Raw genomic sequence first — 16,953 nt, forward strand, 5'->3', positions numbered from 1 at the left:
ATCAGTTCCCCGCCTGGGTTTGCGGCAAGAGGTAGCCGGTCGTCGAATGGTCGAGGATGAGATAGCGGACGGCAACGGCCTTGACCTCATCGGCGGTGACCTTGCGGATGCGATCCGGCCATTGCTGGACATCCTGCACATTGCCGCCCGTGGCCAGCGTCGAGCCGTAGATGTTCGCCATCGAATCCTGCTTGTCGCGCGCGAATATCATCGAGCGCACATATCGGTCCTTGGCCTTTTCCAGTTCCTCGCTGGTCACGCCATCCTTGGCGATGCGCATCACCTCGGCGTCGACGGCCGCTTCGACATCGGCCAGCTTGGCATCGCCGCGCGGCGCGCCGTAGACGGTGAAATTGGTATCGTCGAGCATGGTACCCTGGAAGAAGGCGCCGGCGCTGGAAGCGATGCCCTGCTTGACCACGAGCTGCTGGTAGAGCCGGCTGCGCGTCCCGCCGCCCAGGATTTCGGCCAGCAGATCGAGCGCTTCCGCTTCGCCGTCCTTGCCTGAGTGATAGGATGGAACCACCCACTGCGTCGAGAAGCTCGGCACGCTGACGCGGGCGTCGGAGAGCGTTACCGTGCGCTTGGTGTTCTGCTCCGGCTCGACCGGACGAACGCGCGGCGGCAGATCGGGGCCGCGCGCCACCTTGCCAAAGGTCTTCTCGGCCAGCGCCTTGACTGCCTCCGGCTCGACATCGCCAGCCACGATCAGCACGGCGTTGTTGGGCCTGTAATATTTGTCGTAGAAGGCGGTGGCGTCGACGCGGTTCAATTGCTCCATCTCCTGCATCCAGCCGATGACCGGAATGCGGTAGGGCTGGTTCTGCCAGAGCGTGGCATCAACCTCTTCATCGAGCACCGCTTCGGGGTTGTTGTCGATGCGCATGCGGCGTTCCTCGAGGATCACGTCGCGCTCGGTCTTGATGACATCGTCGGTCAGGATGAGATTGCGCATCCGGTCGGCCTCGAAGCTCATCATCTGCTCGAGCGCCTGCGGCGCGACCGTTTCGTGGAAGGCCGTGTAATCGTAGGACGTGAAGGCGTTGTTGGAGCCGCCAATGTCGGACACGGCGCGGTCGAACTCACCGGCCGCATGGGTGGTCGTCGCCTTGAACATCAGATGCTCGAAGAAATGCGCGATGCCGGATTTTCCCGGCGGCTCGTCGGCGCTGCCGATCTTGTACCAGACCATATGCGTGACGATCGGCGCGCGGTGATCGGGGATGACCACGACTTCCATGCCATTGTCGAGCAGGAAATCCGTCACCGTCCCCTCGCCCGACGCGGAATCGGCCAGCGTCGGGCCGGCTGCCACGAAAACCAGCGATGTCGCCAGTAATGTTGCCCGCAGCCATTCAGCCTGAAATGTCATCAATGGCTCCGGTTTTCCTGTTCGGACGATAGGCAAGGTGCCGGCGACAAGCAAAGTGAATTGTTCGTCATGTTGCCGGCAAAGGAGGCCGTAAAGAGGCCGAGTTCAGGTGGCCTCGATGAAGCGGATCACCGTCTCGCCATAATTGCGCTCGTCGATGACAGAGAAGCCCGAGCCGGCATCAAAGGCGGCCACCGCTGCCTCCTCGACAACGCAGAGCGCGCCAGGACGCAGCCAGCCGCCGGCCTTCGCCGATTGCAAGGCGCGTTCGCCAAGGCCCTTGCCATAGGGCGGATCGGCGAAGACGAGGTCGAAAGGGGCAAGTGTGCCCGCCTCCCCCAACGCGGCGGCGTCGCGGCGAAATATCTTGGTGCGTCCGGTCAGGCCGAACGCCTCGACATTGTCGCGGATCAGCCCACGGCCTTCCGCCGATTCCTCGATGAAGACGCCGTAAGACCCGCCGCGCGACAGAGCCTCGAGGCCGAGCGCGCCAGTGCCCGCGAACAGATCCAGCACGCGCCCGCCCTGCAGCCTGTCGGAAAACCGATGCACCAGCACGTTGAAGACGGCCTCACGGGTGCGGTCGGTCGTCGGGCGAATGGCGTTGGTGCGGGGCGTCGCCAGCGGACGCCCGCGAAACTCACCGCCGACGATTCTCATTTTGCTCTGGGCCTCATTTTTACCCTGGGCCTCATCTCGTCCTGGGCCCTTTCGGGCCGCTGCGGGGCCGCTCACCGCCACCCGCGCCGCCCGGACGCTCGCCACGCGGCTTGCCGAACGGTTTTGCACCGCCCGGTTTGCCACCGGGATTGCCGTAAGACGGCTTGAACGACGCCTTGCGGGCCTTGGCCTCGGCCGCCTTGGCCGCATCGGCCTCGGCCCGGCCCTTGCCGATCGGCCGCGCGCCCGGCGCCATCCAGACATTGGCCTTGCGCTGACCCGGCGGGTCTATCGGCTTCTGCTCGCGCTCGGATTTTTTCCCGCCCGGCTTGCCGCCAAAAGCACCGCGAGGCTTGTCGCCAAAGCCGCCACGGGGTTTGTCGCCGAAACCTCCGCGCTCGGGCCTGGGGCCACGCTCGCCAAAGCTCTTCTCCGGCCCCGCGCTCCTGTCGGGACTTGTCGACAGCTTGCCCAGCGCTTCGTCACGGCTGTTTTCGCGGCGCTTGCGGTTCTTGATCAGGCCGCCCTCGCCGATCGGGCGGCGCTCGCCGTCGCGGGTGAATTTCGGCCGCTCGGGTTCTTCTTCGCGCACGGCTTCACGCCGCACCGGCTTGTTGGAAAACGGCTTGGTGATCTCGGCGTCGAAATTGGCGCCGGATTCTTCGACCAGCCGCTCACCGAGTTGGTCGCGCAGCACGCGGCCTTTGACCTCCAGAACATGGCCCTCACGCAGATCGTCGAGCTGGAACGGCCCGTAGGAAATGCGGATTAGCCGCGTCACATCGAGGCCGAGCGAGCCGAGAATGTTCCTGACCTCGCGGTTCTTGCCCTCGCGCAGGCCAAGCGTCAGCCAGGCATTGGTGCCTTGCTCGCGGTCAAGCGTCGCTTCGATGGCACCATAAAAGACGCCGTCAACAGCGATGCCTTCGCGCAAGCCAGCGAGCGCGCTTTCCTCGACCTTTCCGTGGACGCGCACGCGGTAGCGCCGCAGCCAGCCGGTGGCTGGCAGTTCGAGCACGCGCGACAAGCCGCCGTCATTGGTAAGCAGCAGCAGACCCTCGGTGTTGATGTCGAGCCGCCCGATGGTCATCAGCCGTGGCAGATCCGCCGGAAGCACATCGAATACAGTCTTGCGCCCCTCGGGGTCGCGGTTTGTGGTGACCACGCCGGCCGGCTTGTGGAAAAGGAACAGCCGCGTCCGCTCGATTGGTGGGATCTCCATGCCATCAAGATGGATAACGTCGTCGGGCATGACATTGAAAGCCGGCGAGGACAGTGCCTTGCCGTTGACCTTGACGCGGCCAGCCGCGATCAGTTCCTCGGCGTCGCGGCGCGAAGCAAGGCCGGCGCGGGCCAGCCGCTTGGCGATGCGTTCGCCGGCTTCCTCGGTCGCTTCGGCTGGACGCGAGCGCGGCTTGAAGCCTCCGGCTGATGCTCCTTGAGGCCGATCGCCGGCAAAATCACGCTTGGGACGGTCAGCGAAGTCTCGCTTGGGGCGATCGCCGGCGTCGTGCCGAACACGATCGCCGGCGTCACGCGGCGCGCGATCGCTGAAATCGCGCTTGGGGCGATCGAAGCGCCGTTCGCCACTCTCAGCGGCCGCGGCCGGCCGGTCGCCGCGCGACGCGTAGGGTTTGCGTGGGCCTTCCCGCTTTTCATAAGGCTTGCCCTCGGGACGTGGTCCCTTGTGGAACGGCCTTTCGGCGCGCGGTGCGTCGCCTTCGCCAGTCACACGCGGCTTGTAGGCGCGTGCTGGGCGCTCGCCGTCGGCTGCAACCGGACGATCGCCACGCGGCGCATAGGGTTTGCGTGGACCTTCGCGCTTTTCAAAAGGCTTGCCCTCGGGGCGTGGTCTGCTGAATGGCCTTTCGGCGCGCGGTGCGTCGCCTTCGCCAGTCGTGCGCGGCTTGTAGGCGCGTGCTGGGCGTTCTCCGTCGGCTGCCAACGGACGATCGCCACGCGGCGCATAGGGTTTGCGTGGACCTTCGCGCTTTTCAAAAGGCTTGCCCTCGGGGCGTGGTCCCTTGCTGAACGGCCTGTCGCCGGCCTTGAAGTCACCCTTCGGCCGCTCACCATCCGCCGCCATCGGACGGTCGCCACGAGGCGCGTAGGGTTTTTTCGCGCCGAAGGATGGCTTGCCGCCCTTGCCCGCCGCGCCGTCGCGACTGCGCGGTCCCGCCGATTTCGTGCCGTGGCCCGGACCCTTTTTGGGTCGGAATTTCTTGTCGTTGTCGTCCATGTGGCCTTTATCCGTTTGCGCTGCTACAGCGTGGCGCATCCTTTCGGACGCGCACAGGACGCCGTAGCACTTTTGATTTTGCGCATGATCCTTTCCGAAAACCGAGTCCGATTTTCGGATTGTGGGCTAGATAACAGGATCGCCGTCGAGTGGCGAGGAGATAATCGGAATGGAAACCGCGTGAAGCGGCCGGATTTCATGGCACTGGCACTGAAAGAGGCCAAGGCCGCCGCCCTGCGCGGCGAAGTTCCGGTCGGCGCGGTCATCGCCAGCGGGGTTACCGTCATTGCCAGCGCCGGCAACCGCACCCGCGAACTTGCCGACCCGACGGCGCATGCCGAGATGCTGGTGATCCGGGACGCCTGCCGCAAGCTCTCAAGCGAACGGCTCACCGGCCATGATCTCTACGTGACACTGGAACCCTGCGCCATGTGCGCCGGCGCCATTTCCTTCGCCAGGCTGCGCCGCCTGTATTTCGGCGCCGCGGACGAGAAAGGCGGCGCCGTGGTCAATGGCGCGCGCTTCTTTGCCTCGCCGACCTGCCATCACGCCCCGGACTTCTATCCAGGCATTGGCGAAAGCGACGCCGCACTTCTTCTGAAAGATTTCTTTCGGGAGCGGCGCGATCCCTGACCGGGACAGGCGACGCTGCCGGTATCAGGCCCTTACAGCGAAGGCAGCCAGTCGAACCAGCCGCTGCCCTTCTTGCCTTCCGCTTCCTTCTTGAGGCGACGGTCCTTCTTGTACTCATCCTCGCCGAGTTCACCCTGTGGCGCGGTGTCGGCGGCGACACGATACGCCACCGGCGGTTCGCTGAGATACTTGCGGGTGGTCGGGTCGCCCTGCTTGCTATCGGCGACGCGGCGCTGGATTTCGGCGGCGCGACCCTTGTCGGAATCCGCCGGGGTCCAGGCAGGCGGGCGGCCCGAGGCTGACTCCGCCAACGCTTTCTTCACCGAAGCCGGATCGGTCTGGACGTCATCGACCAGCTGCGATTGGTAGGACGGATCATTCTGGTGAGCGGTGGCATCGGCACGCAGACGTGCGCGGCGCTGTTCGGGCGATTCGGGCCATTGAGCGCTGGCAGTCTGGATGCTTTCCTGCGGCGCCGGCAGCGCTTCCTTCTGCCCTGGTGCGGGCTTCACCAGCGTCGGACGCGGCTTGTAATCAATCGGGGTCTTGGTCTTCGGCGCGAACGAGAACGCACCGGTGATATCGCCAGCCAGCTGCGCGCCGGCGGTCTTGTCGGTTCCGTAGGTAGGCGACCCCATGCAACCGGACAGAGCGAGGCCCGATACGACAAGCGGCGCCAGCAGCGCAAGGCGCGCGTTATATCTCTCGGTCATATCAAAAAGTCCCACTCTAGACAGCCTCTCGATCGCCACCGGGCAAAGTCCGGTCCCCATCGCATATGCTCTTCCGACGGAAATCCGGCGACAATTTGTCGTCCGGAGTTTCGCCTATCTATCTCAACCACTCGTTAAGGGCAACGCGCGGACGGCCACAGGTCGCCCGCAGTGGCATTTGTGCACCTGTTTGGCGCATCAAATCCGTCCCAACGCCTTCAGCTCATGCAGAACCGCGGCATCGCGCGCCGAAACATCCGGGAATTCCGCATCTTGCCCGACATCGGCCGTGTAGCGCCAGGAGCGTGCGCATTTCACCAAGCCACGATCCTCGGCTTTTTCCACCACGACGGCAACGCCCTTGACGTCGTCGAGCGTGAAGGCGCCCGCCGGTGCCTTGCCATGAGCAATGACCAGATCGCTGGTGATGGCCATCTCGGCCATGTCGACATCGGTGATCGCCGCTTCGAGCGCGGCATCGTCGAGCGTGACGACAGGCACTGCTTCCAGCGACGAACCGATGACCTTCTGGGCCCGGGCAATCTCGAGCGCGCCGGTGACGACGCGCCGCACCTGCCGGACCTTGCGCCATTTCTCCGCCAGCGCATCGTTCTTCCAATCCGCCGGAATTCGCGGAAACTGGTCGAGATGCACCGATACAGCGTCAGGATGGCGGTCGAGCCAGGCTTCCTCGGTGGTGAAGGGCAGCATCGGCGCCAGCCACTTCACCAGGCAGTCGAACAAATGCCGCACCACCTGAACCGAGGCCTTGCGCTTCACGCTGGAAGGTCCATCGCAGTAGAGCGCGTCCTTGCGGATGTCGAAATAGAAGGCCGACAGCTCGACAACCATGAAATCGAGCAGTGCGCGCGTGACGCGCTTGAACTCGAAGGCGTCATAGCCCGATCGGACGACTTCATCCAACTCGGCCAGCCGGTGCAGCATCAACCGCTCCAGCTCCGGCATTTTCTCCAGCGGCACCTCTTCGCCATCGTCATGGGCAAGCGTGCCCAGCATCCAGCGGATGGTGTTGCGCAGCTTCCGGTAGGCGTCGATGTTGGTCTGCAGCACGTTCTTGCCGAGCCGCTGGTCTTCCCAATAATCGGTCGTCACCACCCACAGCCGCAGGATGTCGGCACCCGACTGCTTGATGACGTCCTGTGGCACGACAGTGTTGCCAAGCGACTTAGACATCTTCCGACCGTCCTCATCCATGGTGAAGCCATGGGTGACAACCGTCTCGTAGGGCGCCCTGCCCCTGGTGCCGCAGCTTTCCAGCAGCGAGGAATGGAACCAGCCGCGATGCTGGTCGGAGCCTTCAAGATAGACGTCGGCTGGCCACTTGAGGTCGGGGCGATCCTCCAGCGTGAAGGCGTGCGTCGAGCCCGAATCGAACCAGACGTCGAGGATGTCCATCACCTGCTTCCACTTGGACGCGTCGTGATTGCCCAGGAAACGCTCCTTGGCGCCGGCGGCGAACCAGGCATCGGCGCCTTCCGCCTCGAAGGCATCCATGATGCGCTGGTTGACCGCTTCGTCCTTCAGTACATTGCCATCCGCGTCGGCGAACACGGCGATCGGCACGCCCCAGGCGCGCTGGCGCGAAAGCACCCAGTCTGGGCGCTCCTCGATCATGGCGCGAATGCGATTCTGGCCGGCGGCCGGCACGAAACGCGTATCGTCGATCGCCTTCAGCGCGCGGCTGCGCAGCGTGGAGCCGTCGCCGAGGTCCTTGTCCATGTAGACGAACCATTGCGGCGTGTTGCGGAAGATGATCGGCTTCTTCGACCGCCAGGAGTGCGGGTAGGAGTGCTTCAGCCGGCCGCGCGAACAGCGCGTTGCGCTTGATCAGTTCGTCGATGACGGCCTGGTTGGCGTTGCCCTTCTTGCCGTTGTCGTCAATGACGCGCGCGGGCCCACCCTCGCGGTCCGGGCCAAAGCCCGGCGCATCCTTGGTGAAGAAGCCGCCATCATCGACTGTGAACGGAATCGCGGTGTCGATGCCGCGTGCGCGCAAATCCGACGCAGCATCCATCCAGGCGTCAAAGTCCTCGCGGCCATGGCCGGGCGCGGTGTGAACGAAACCGGTGCCTGCATCGTCGGTGACATGATCGCCAGCGAGCATCGGCACCGAGAATTCGTAACCGCCGCCGAAGCCCTTGAAAGGGTGCGAAAGCACAAGGCTTCCAAGCTCTTCGGCGCTGACGTTGCGAAGATGATTCAAGGTGACCTTGGCCTTGTCGGCCGAAGCTTCGGCCAGAGCCGCGGCGAAGATCAGCTTTTCACCGGGCTGCGGACCGAAAGCATTCTCCGCGGCCGTGATCTCGTAGAGGCCATAGCTGATGCGCGGCGAATAATTGACGGCACGATTGCCGGGGATGGTCCACGGTGTCGTCGTCCAGATGACGACATGGGCATCCAGCAGGTCCAGGGACTGCCCGCTCAGGCCCGGAACCAATGTTGCGGATTCGCCATCGGGAACACTGGCGATGGCGATATTGGCCACCGGGAACTTCACCCAGATCGTATCGCTCTCATAGTCCTGGTATTCGACCTCGGCTTCGGCCAGGGCGGTGCGCTCGACAACGCTCCACATCACCGGCTTGGAGCCGCGATAGAGCTGGCCGGACATGGCGAATTTCAACAATTCGCCGGCGATCCGCGACTCGGCGTGGAACGCCATTGTCGTATAGGGGTTCTTGAAGTCGCCGATGACGCCGAGACGCTGAAACTCGCCACCCTGCACCGAGATCCAGTGCGCGGCGAACTCCCGGCATTCCCTGCGGAACTCGTTGACCGGCACCTCGTCCTTGTTCTTGCCCTTGGCGCGATACTGTTCCTCGATCTTCCATTCGATCGGCAGGCCGTGGCAGTCCCAACCCGGCACGTAATTGGAATCGTAACCGCGCATCTGGAACGAGCGGGTGATGACGTCCTTGAGGATCTTGTTCAGCGCATGGCCGATATGGATGTTGCCGTTGGCGTAGGGAGGGCCGTCGTGCAGCACGTATTTCGTGCGGCCGGCCGCGCTTTCGCGCAGTTTTCGGTAAAGGTCCATGTCTTGCCAGCGCTTGACCAGCACCGGCTCCTTTTCCGGCAAGCCGGCGCGCATCGGAAAATCCGTCCGCGGCAGGTAAAGCGTCTTGGAATAGTCGATTGCGGAATTGTTGGGCGTTTCGTCGGTCATTGCTCTGCCATGTGCGTGCCCGGCCAGACGGCCCGCGGCGTTGAAGTCTTCGCTTTGACGCATATCGTTTCCCAAAACCGGAGCCACTTTTGGGCGATATGCGTTGATGATCTGGAAAAGCGCGAGAGGCCGCGCGCAAGATTCCCGGCGGTTCCGGCAGCACTCAGGCTGCCCGAAACACCGGGCCGGTAATTCGTATCGCAATGGCGATGGGACGCGAAAAGCTCGTCATAACCGGGCTTTTAGCGGACAAAGAGGCAAGAATAAAGCGTCTCTTGCTGGATTCGGTTACATCGTGAAGTCGAAGCGATAGGTGGTCGACACGCCGATCGTGAACTGGTTGCGATCGCCACGCTCCCTGACCAGGCTGGAAGCGGCCGCCGGACCCATGAGTCGGGAATATTCGCCGAACAGGCTGGCCGTCATCGGGTCGGTCACCTTCCAGGTTATGGCGCCGCCAAGGCCTGTCGACTTCAGCCCACCTCCGGGATGATATTCGCTCAAGCCGGAAGCCGCTGCCTCCGCCGCGTTGACGCCGTAGTAGGCGTCGAAATAATTGGCCGAGGCGAACGAAACGCGCGGTCCGCCCGAAATCCTGACCGTGGGCGTCACATCATAGAAGGCATCGGCGGCGATGTCGGCGACAAAGCCATTGTGGGCGCGAATGCCGTGCCGGAGTTCGGCGCGCGCGCGCAGCCAATCCGTCGGATAGAATTCGAAGAAGCCGCCGGCCTCGCCGCCCCAGCGCACTGGGGCGAGACCCTTAAGTTCGTCGTCGCTGCTGCGCGAGAACAGGAACTTGCCGGTCAGGCCGGCCCTCACCCCACCGTCGTCGATCAGCGCGAGCGAGATGTTGTCGTTGCGGGAAACGAAGCGGGCCTGCGGTCCGGCCTTGCCCAACGAAATAATCGGCGAGGCGCTGAGCAGGTATCTCTTGCCGCCCTCGAAATTCGGCGCGACCATGCCGGTCGCTCCAAGCGTCAGGTACCAGTCGCCCGATACCCAGCCTAAGGCGCCGTCACCAGCCTCGGCGACGCCGCAAGTACCCAGCATGAAGGTGGCCAAAACCACCGGGATCGTCCTGACAGAACGCATTGTTACTCCGTACACTCACAAGGCCCGTCTTGATAGCAAGCCTTTGCGGCCGTTTGGTAAAATTTGATTTAAATTCGACACGATGCCGCAGCTTTTTTGGCGTGCGTCCATCGCAAGATGCTCGCTGGACGGGCAAGGCCTTCGGGGCTAACTTTCGTGTCGGCAACATGCCACGCGACATTTTATGGAGATGGCGGCGATGACCCTGAACGGCGATGCTCTCAAAACTGCGATTGGCCAGACACGCGCGAAATGGGGATGGTTCGTGGCGCTCGGCGTGCTGCTGCTCATCTTCGGCGGCATCGCATTCGGCAATCTGTTCATTGCCACGGTCGCCTCGGTCTATGTGGTCGGCTGGCTGATGCTGGTGGCGGGTGTCATCGAAATCGTGCATGCCTTCGGCGTAAAGACCTGGGGGCGCTTCTTCTACTGGCTGCTGAGCGGACTTCTCTATGCGGTCGCCGGCTTCTTTGCCTTCGACAATCCGTTGCTGGCCTCCACCGTGCTGACCTTCCTGCTGGCGGTCGCGCTCATTGCTTCCGGCGTGCTCAGGGCCTGGGTCGGCTACGGCCACCGGCCGGAAAGCGGCTGGGGCTGGGTCGTCGCGGCTGGCCTCATCAGCGTGCTTGCGGGCCTGATCATCGCCATGGGCTGGCCGGTCAACAGCGTGTGGGTGCTTGGGCTTTTCCTGGCGATTGATCTTATCTTCCAGGGTTGGACCTTCATTGCCGTCGGCCTTGCCTTGAAGAAATAAATCCGGCGCGAAGAAATCGTTCAAAAAGCCATGGCTGCGTCGAGTTCGGAAAGCGGCTTGACGCCGTCCAGGAGCGCGCGCGCCTCGGCTTCGTCGCGCTTCATCTGCGCAACCAGAGCATCCAGTCCATCGAATTTCACCTCCGATCGCAGGAAGCCGAAGAAAGACACCGCGCAGATCTCGCCGTAGAGGTCGCCGGAAAAGTCGAAGACGAAGGTTTCCAGAAGCGGTGCGCCATTGTCGTCGATTGTCGGGCGGCGACCGAAACTGGCAACGCCATCGTGAATCGTGCCGTCAGCGCGGCGAAAGCGGACGGCATAGATGCCTTCCTTCAAATTGGTTTCCAGCGAAAGCCTCATATTGGCGGTCGGGAAGCCGAGCGTGCGACCGAGCTGCTGTCCGCCGATCACCTGCCCTTCAACCGTAAACCGGTAGCCGAGCAGCCCGGCAGCCTCGGCAACCTCACCTTCGCACAACAATGCGCGGATGCGGCTCGACGACACCACCTCGGCCCCCTCGTCGCGGAAGGCGTCGACCAGCGTGACGCCAAAACCGTGACGCTCGCCAGCCGCCATCAGATAGGCAGGGCCGCCCTGGCGATCCTTGCCGAAGTGGAAATCGAAGCCGGTCACGGCATGGGTGACGCCAAGATTTCCATCCAGCACATCGGTCACAAACGCTTCGGCCGACAAGGAGGCAAAGTCACGGTCAAAAGGCTGCTCGACGAGCGCGGCAAAACCCAGTCGCGCGAGCAGCCGCGCCTTCATTGGCGGCGGCGTCAGCACAAAGAGCGGAATATCGGGCCTGAACACCTTTCTTGGATGCGGCTCGAAGGTCAACACCAGAGCCGGCACGCCGCGCCGGCGCGCCTCGGCCAGTGCACGCTCGAGCACCGCCTGGTGGCCGCGGTGAACGCCATCGAAATTGCCGATCGCCACGACGCCGCCGCGCAAATGGGCCGGTAGCGGTGAAACAGCCGAAACGCGTTCGAAGGCTTTCGTCATCGGCAGACCCTATCGCAGTCTCGGGATGACGGCGACGGGCCGATAGCCGTGCTTTTCCAGAAAAGCAGCGAGCATGGCGGGATCCGGCCGCTGCGAATCCCCATAGTCGCGGGCATGGATGCCACCCGACACATAGAGCACGTCGAAGCCGTTGTCGGCGGCGCCTTTCACATCGGTCATCATGCCATCGCCAATGGCCAGAACTTCCTTTCGTTCGACCGGACGGCCAAGGATGTCGGCGACCTCCGCCAGCGCGACCTCGTAGATCGGTGCATGGGGCTTGCCTGCGATCAGCGTGCGGCCACCGAGATGCGCATAGTCGCGAGCCAATGCCCCGGCGCACCATATGATCCGCTCACCGCGCTCCACCACGATATCGGGGTTGGCGCAGATGAACGGCAGGTTCCTGGCGCGCAACCGTTGCAAAAGCTCGGCATAGTCCTCGGGCTTTTCCACCTCATCGTCGAACAAGCCGGTGCAGACCACGCCGGACGCCTCGAACTCCTCGACAAGCTCGACGTCGAGATCATCATAGATGGTCAGGTCCCGATCGGCGCCGATGTGGAAGATCTTTCGCGGCCCTTCAGCGATCAGGTCACGCGTGACGTCACCTGAGGTCACCACCCGGTCGTAAGCTCCGGCCGGCACGCCGATCGCGTTCATCTGCGCCACCACATCGGTATTCCTGCGTGGTGAATTGGTGATCAGGACAACAGGTATTCCCGAATTGCGCGCGGTCTCCAGAGCGGATGCCGCCACTGGGAAATGACTTTCGCCGTTGTGGACTACACCCCAGACATCGCAGAGGATTGCCGAATAACCCCTCGACACATCCGTGAGCGAGCCAATGATTTCAGGCGAATCCGCCATGTTGCTTCCTTGAATCGTGATCATTGCGAGAGCCATCGCCGACGGTCCGCCACGGCCCGGTTGGAATTAACCGAACCGCTTCGCGCTGTCACCAGCTTTCACCAAATGACATGGCGCGTCAGTGGCTGCCTCCCGCTTTGGCCAGATGGAGGCGACGCCACATGGTTAACGCGTGCTGAACAGCAGAACCGATCTTCTAGGCATTTCAGCAACCTGAAATTCAATGATTAATGAGATGGTTTTCGCAGCAAGTGGGTCTTGCCGAGGGGCACTCAAGAGCATGATTGGCAAATTCTGCCGGGACCGACGCGGAAACTATGCGTTGGTGACAGCCATCAGCCTGGTGCCGATCATGGGCGCCGTGGCGCTTGCCGTTGATTATGCGGAACTGGTACGCCAGCGCCAGGTTACTTTGAACGCGCTTGACGCCGCCGCCATAGCTTCGGCCCGGCAGATTGCATCCGGGGCGAGCGACAACGATATCAAAGCCTATGCAAAGAACTTCTTTGAGACAAATCTCGCGAAAATCGATCCTGCCAACACGGCGCTGACCGTCACCTTGCCCAACAACAACACGGGCGGCGGAACGCTGAAGCTCTGCTCTTCCTTGACGTATCATCCTTATTTCATACCGGCTGCGGCGATGCTGATCAGCGGCTCCGCCAACTCTACCGAAATCAACCTCTCGGCATGCTCGGAAGTCCGCCTCAAGAACACGCTGGAGGTTGCGCTTGTGCTCGACAATTCCGGGTCGATGAGCACCAATGGCTCGGGTACCGGACAACCAAGAATAGACTTGCTCAAGACTGCCGCCACGGAACTTGTCAATACGCTTGCGAAGCAGGCCGAACAGATGAAACAGGTCGACAGGCCTGTGCAGTTCGCCCTGATTCCCTTTTCGGCATCGGTCAATGTGGGTGCCGACAACAAGGATGAGACCTGGATGGATCTCAAAGGGATTTCGCCGGTCCACCATGAGAACTTCGATTGGTCGCAGATGTACAAGAACGCGACTGGCTACAACCCGAACAAATATATCGAAAAGGTAGGCGACGTTTACTATCAGCGCGGCACTGGTTGGGGGGCGGACAAAGACAAGGAGATGACCCGCTTCAGCCTTTACGCCGATATGACGGCCACAACCCGGACATGCACAAAGAAAGATAGTCGCGGCAATTGCACAACCTCCGTTGACACCACCGCGCAGTACGAAGCCTGGAAAGGTTGTGTCGAGGCGAGGCCATATCCTTACAACAACGACGACACGATACCCACATCAGCCACGCCCGCCAGTCTGTTCGTTCCAATGTTCGCCCCCGACGAGGCCGGCAACTTCTGGACCGACGGCACCCGCGTCAGCACCGCATCGTGGAGTTATCCCAACAATTGGTGGATCGATTCTCTCGACAGTCTGGCTGTCGCCAAACGCCAGTCCGACATGCGGAAATACTTCCTTACGAAGCCTTATAACGCCGCTACCGCGTCTGATGGAGACGGTCCAAATTCGGGCTGCACAACCACCGCGATCACGCCGCTGCAGGACGTGACGACGACCTCGGGCAAAAAAGTCGTGACAGACGCCATCGGTGCAATGACGCCGACCGGCAACACCAACGTGCCCGAAGGGCTCGCCTGGGGCTGGCGAGCAGTGTCAAGTGGTGCGCCTTTCACCGAGGGCCGACCGGAGACCGAAAGGGGCAACGATAAGGTAATCATCGTGCTGACTGACGGTGCCAACACTTATAACATCGGCCCGCCCGGCGACAGCAACAATGCCAAGAACAGATCGACCTATGCAGCCTACGGTTACACCGGCTTGACCTACCCAGGGTCGGGGAGTGTAACGCGCATGTTCATGAATACGAGTACTTCCATAGGAAAGACCACATACACAGAAGCCAACTACACAGCCGCTTTGGACGAGCAGATGCAGACCCTTTGCACCAACGCAAAGAACGCGAACATACTGGTGATGACCGTCTCGCTTGATCTCAGCACCACGAAGACCGCTGACAGGAAGGCCATCGCGGCGCTTACAGCCTGTGCTTCCGATTCGCGCTTCCGCAAGGACCCGACCAATCCGAGCAAGCCAGCCAAGCTGTTCTGGAACGCCACCGGGGCGACACTGTCGGACAATTTCAAGGAAATCGCCGACGAGCTGTCGAACCTGCGCATCGTAGGCTGATCTCTTCGAAAGAACGATATGAACACCAGCCTTCGGGCGAGTTGATTGGTCATGGTTCGAAGGGCATCTCATGCACAGCCTTTGCCACCTTGGTTAGCGTTGGGTGAACGCCTGGCCGTACAATCGAGTGTTTTCCCACACTCGTCCTTCAGCGTTTTCTGAGACCTTGCCGGCATTGCTGATACGACGGCGGGGGCCGCTTCAAGACATGTGGGAATTCTGGCGCCAGTTCTGCCGCGACAGGCGCGGCAACTATGCTCTCATGACCGTCCTGGCGATGCTTCCGCTGGCGGGCGGCCTGGCGCTGGCGGTCGATTTCACGGAGATGAACCGGCAGAAGCAGATGGTGCTGAACGCGCTCGACGCCGCCAACGTCGCCACCGCGCGACGGCTGGTCGAAGGCGCCACCGACGACCAGTTGAAGGCCTACGCGCTCGACTTCTTCAACGCCAACCTCAACAAGGTCAACCCAGCCAACACCACGCTCAATGTCGTGCTGCCCAGCAACAGCACTGGCGGTGGTTTGATGCAGATGAGCGCGCGGCTTGACTACCAGCCCTATTTCTACCCTGTCCTTGCCCAGCTCGTCGGCCAATCCGAAGCGGATGGGAACAAGAAGATCAGTTTCGATGTCGCGTCGGAAATCCGCCTGAAGAACACGCTGGAAGTCGCGCTCGCGCTCGACAATTCCGGATCGATGATCACGCCCGGCACGGGTTCGGGACAAAAGCGCATCGACCTCCTAAAGACCGCGGCCAAGCAACTGGTCGACACGCTGGCCTTGCAGTCCGCGCTGATCAAGCAGATCGACAAGCCGGTCCAATTCAGCCTCGTGCCCTTCGCGGCCTCGGTCAATGTCGGAACAGGAAACGACAATGCAGCCTGGATCGACACCTACGGGTTGTCGCCAGTGCACCACGAGAATTTCGACTGGTCGACGATCAACGCAGCCGACAGATATGCAGAGAAAGCCAATGGCATCTGGTACAAGCGAGGTACTGGTTGGGGCGCCGGGGAAGGCCAGATACTGACCCGGTTTTCGCTCTATCGCGACATGAAGGTCGTCACTAGCCACGAGCGCATCGCTGGCAGCAAGCGCGTCGTTTGCGACGAATACCGTTCGAACCACACATGCACGCGCAGCCATGACGAATTCGACTATATCGACACCTATGGTCCTTTCGCGAGTTGGCAGGGCTGCGTCGAGGTGCGGCCCTACCCCCACAATGTCAGCGATACGCCGGCTTCAGGTGGCCCCAACAACACCGGCACCGGCTTCGGCGACCCGGCAACGATGTTCGTGCCAATGTTCGCCCCGGACGAGCCCGGCAACCACTGGAGGGTGACGCAGGATCCCGATGAGGACAGGCCAAGGACCTACAGTGCCGCGAACAGCTGGTGGAACGACGACCCGTCGAGCACAACCGGCAAAACCCAGCAGCGCAACATGGCCAAATATTTCATGCCCAGACCAATCGATGCGCCGGTGCTCGGCAAGGGCGCCGGGCCCAATTACAGTTGCACGACAACGCCGATCACACCGCTGACCGACGTCAGCAAGCCGGAAGGCCTGACTGCGATCAAGGCGGCGATCGACCTGATGGCGCCGAACGGCAACACCAATGTGCCGGAAGGCATGGCCTGGGGCTGGCGCACCGTCTCCAGCGGCGAGCCTTTCACCGAAGGCCGGTCGGAGACGGAAAAGGGCAACGACAAGGTCGTCATCGTGCTGACCGATGGCGAGAACACCTATTCAGTTCCAGTGAGCGATCCCGCCGGCAACAAGTCCACCTATGCCGCCTATGGCTATACGGGCCTCGGCTACAACAGCACTTCGGTCACCCGGCTGTTTGGCGGCACATCGAGCGCCATCGGCCAGTTCAACTATTCGAACAGTAACTACACGGCCGCGCTCAACGAACAAATGACCACGCTTTGCAACAATGCCAAGGCGGCCAACATCATGGTCATGACAGTGGCTCTCGACCTGTCACTCACCAATGCCGGCGACAAGAAGGCAATCGAGGCGCTCAAGGCGTGCTCCTCCGAATCGCGGTTCCGCAAGGATCCAGCGGACCCGACCAAGCCAGCCAAACTCTTCTGGAATGCGACCGGCGCCTCGCTGTCGAACGATTTCAAGGAAATCGGCAACGAGCTGTCGAACCTGCGCGTCGTCGGCTGATCAGCCAACAGCACCCTCTGGCGCAATGACTGGCGTCGCGATGCCCTTGCGCGCCGGCG

General features: G+C 62.2%; 11 protein-coding genes and 1 pseudogene. 4 read left to right on the top strand and 8 right to left on the bottom strand.

The features are described 5' to 3' along the window. Position 1 precedes the first annotated feature (1 nt). The 3 genes from LGH82_RS08705 to LGH82_RS08715 all read right to left on the bottom strand — a co-directional run bounded on the left by LGH82_RS08705 (position 2) and on the right by LGH82_RS08715 (position 4,271). The gene (locus LGH82_RS08705) at positions 2–1,372 is read right to left on the bottom strand and encodes a M16 family metallopeptidase (RefSeq protein ID WP_227348125.1); all 1,371 of its coding nucleotides are present in this window, start codon (positions 1,370–1,372) and stop codon (positions 2–4) included. Between the two features lie 105 nt (positions 1,373–1,477). Next, entirely contained in the window at positions 1,478–2,032 is a 555-nt protein-coding gene (gene rsmD, locus LGH82_RS08710) for a 16S rRNA (guanine(966)-N(2))-methyltransferase RsmD (RefSeq protein WP_227348126.1), read from the bottom strand. 31 nt (positions 2,033–2,063) lie between these two features. Then, complete coding sequence (locus LGH82_RS08715; protein WP_227348127.1) at positions 2,064–4,271, bottom strand: pseudouridine synthase; 2,208 nt, start codon at positions 4,269–4,271, stop codon at positions 2,064–2,066. A 180-nt stretch (positions 4,272–4,451) separates the two neighbouring features. Here LGH82_RS08715 and LGH82_RS08720 point away from each other — a divergent pair, with 180 nt between their 5' ends. Beyond that, on the top strand, positions 4,452–4,904 hold the full coding sequence (locus LGH82_RS08720; protein ID WP_227348128.1) for a nucleoside deaminase: 453 nt from the start codon (positions 4,452–4,454) through the stop codon (positions 4,902–4,904). A gap of 32 nt (positions 4,905–4,936) precedes the next feature. Here the strand turns inward: LGH82_RS08720 and LGH82_RS08725 are convergent, their stop codons facing one another. The 3 genes and pseudogenes from LGH82_RS08725 to LGH82_RS08735 form a co-directional block, all read right to left on the bottom strand. After that, positions 4,937–5,617 (bottom strand): hypothetical protein, encoded by a 681-nt coding sequence (locus LGH82_RS08725; RefSeq protein ID WP_227348129.1) that lies wholly within the window; start codon positions 5,615–5,617, stop codon positions 4,937–4,939. Between the two features lie 198 nt (positions 5,618–5,815). Continuing rightward, a pseudogene (gene ileS / locus LGH82_RS08730) lies at positions 5,816–8,804 on the bottom strand (isoleucine--tRNA ligase). Positions 8,805–9,092: 288 nt separating this feature from the next. Then, the gene (locus LGH82_RS08735; RefSeq protein ID WP_227348130.1) at positions 9,093–9,899 is read right to left on the bottom strand and encodes a MipA/OmpV family protein; all 807 of its coding nucleotides are present in this window, start codon (positions 9,897–9,899) and stop codon (positions 9,093–9,095) included. Between the two features lie 199 nt (positions 9,900–10,098). Here LGH82_RS08735 and LGH82_RS08740 point away from each other — a divergent pair, with 199 nt between their 5' ends. Next, positions 10,099–10,653 (top strand): HdeD family acid-resistance protein, encoded by a 555-nt coding sequence (locus tag LGH82_RS08740; RefSeq protein ID WP_227348131.1) that lies wholly within the window; start codon positions 10,099–10,101, stop codon positions 10,651–10,653. A gap of 20 nt (positions 10,654–10,673) precedes the next feature. Here the strand turns inward: LGH82_RS08740 and LGH82_RS08745 are convergent, their stop codons facing one another. Together LGH82_RS08745 and LGH82_RS08750 are read right to left on the bottom strand one after the other, a co-directional pair. Beyond that, positions 10,674–11,657 carry a bifunctional riboflavin kinase/FAD synthetase gene (locus tag LGH82_RS08745; RefSeq protein ID WP_227348132.1) on the bottom strand — a complete coding sequence of 328 codons (984 nt, stop codon included), beginning with the start codon at positions 11,655–11,657 and terminating at the stop codon, positions 10,674–10,676. A 9-nt stretch (positions 11,658–11,666) separates the two neighbouring features. Next, positions 11,667–12,527 carry a TIGR01459 family HAD-type hydrolase gene (locus LGH82_RS08750; protein ID WP_227348133.1) on the bottom strand — a complete coding sequence of 287 codons (861 nt, stop codon included), beginning with the start codon at positions 12,525–12,527 and terminating at the stop codon, positions 11,667–11,669. Positions 12,528–12,807: 280 nt separating this feature from the next. On the opposite strand from LGH82_RS08750, the gene LGH82_RS08755 reads away from it, so the two are divergent. Both LGH82_RS08755 and LGH82_RS08760 read left to right on the top strand, forming a co-directional pair. After that, positions 12,808–14,712 carry a TadE/TadG family type IV pilus assembly protein gene (locus LGH82_RS08755; protein ID WP_227348134.1) on the top strand — a complete coding sequence of 635 codons (1,905 nt, stop codon included), beginning with the start codon at positions 12,808–12,810 and terminating at the stop codon, positions 14,710–14,712. A gap of 208 nt (positions 14,713–14,920) precedes the next feature. Continuing rightward, the gene (locus tag LGH82_RS08760) at positions 14,921–16,894 is read left to right on the top strand and encodes a pilus assembly protein (RefSeq protein ID WP_227348135.1); all 1,974 of its coding nucleotides are present in this window, start codon (positions 14,921–14,923) and stop codon (positions 16,892–16,894) included. Positions 16,895–16,953: the final 59 nt, after the last annotated feature.

Origin of the sequence: Mesorhizobium sp. PAMC28654, assembly GCF_020616515.1 — a bacterium.
GTDB lineage: Bacteria > Pseudomonadota > Alphaproteobacteria > Rhizobiales > Rhizobiaceae > Mesorhizobium.

Bases quoted from the DNA above. Each gene is read 5' to 3' on its own strand.
- LGH82_RS08750 (WP_227348133.1), bottom strand. From the start codon at position 12,527: ATGGCGGATTCGCCTGAAATCATTGGCTCGCTCACGGATGTGTCGAGG.
- LGH82_RS08705 (WP_227348125.1), bottom strand. From the start codon at position 1,372: ATGACATTTCAGGCTGAATGGCTGCGGGCAACATTACTGGCGACATCG.
- LGH82_RS08745 (WP_227348132.1), bottom strand. From the start codon at position 11,657: ATGACGAAAGCCTTCGAACGCGTTTCGGCTGTTTCACCGCTACCGGCC.
- LGH82_RS08755 (WP_227348134.1), top strand. From the start codon at position 12,808: ATGATTGGCAAATTCTGCCGGGACCGACGCGGAAACTATGCGTTGGTG.
- LGH82_RS08715 (WP_227348127.1), bottom strand. From the start codon at position 4,271: ATGGACGACAACGACAAGAAATTCCGACCCAAAAAGGGTCCGGGCCAC.
- LGH82_RS08740 (WP_227348131.1), top strand. From the start codon at position 10,099: ATGACCCTGAACGGCGATGCTCTCAAAACTGCGATTGGCCAGACACGC.
- LGH82_RS08760 (WP_227348135.1), top strand. From the start codon at position 14,921: ATGTGGGAATTCTGGCGCCAGTTCTGCCGCGACAGGCGCGGCAACTAT.
- LGH82_RS08735 (WP_227348130.1), bottom strand. From the start codon at position 9,899: ATGCGTTCTGTCAGGACGATCCCGGTGGTTTTGGCCACCTTCATGCTG.
- LGH82_RS08725 (WP_227348129.1), bottom strand. From the start codon at position 5,617: ATGACCGAGAGATATAACGCGCGCCTTGCGCTGCTGGCGCCGCTTGTC.
- rsmD (WP_227348126.1), bottom strand. From the start codon at position 2,032: ATGAGAATCGTCGGCGGTGAGTTTCGCGGGCGTCCGCTGGCGACGCCC.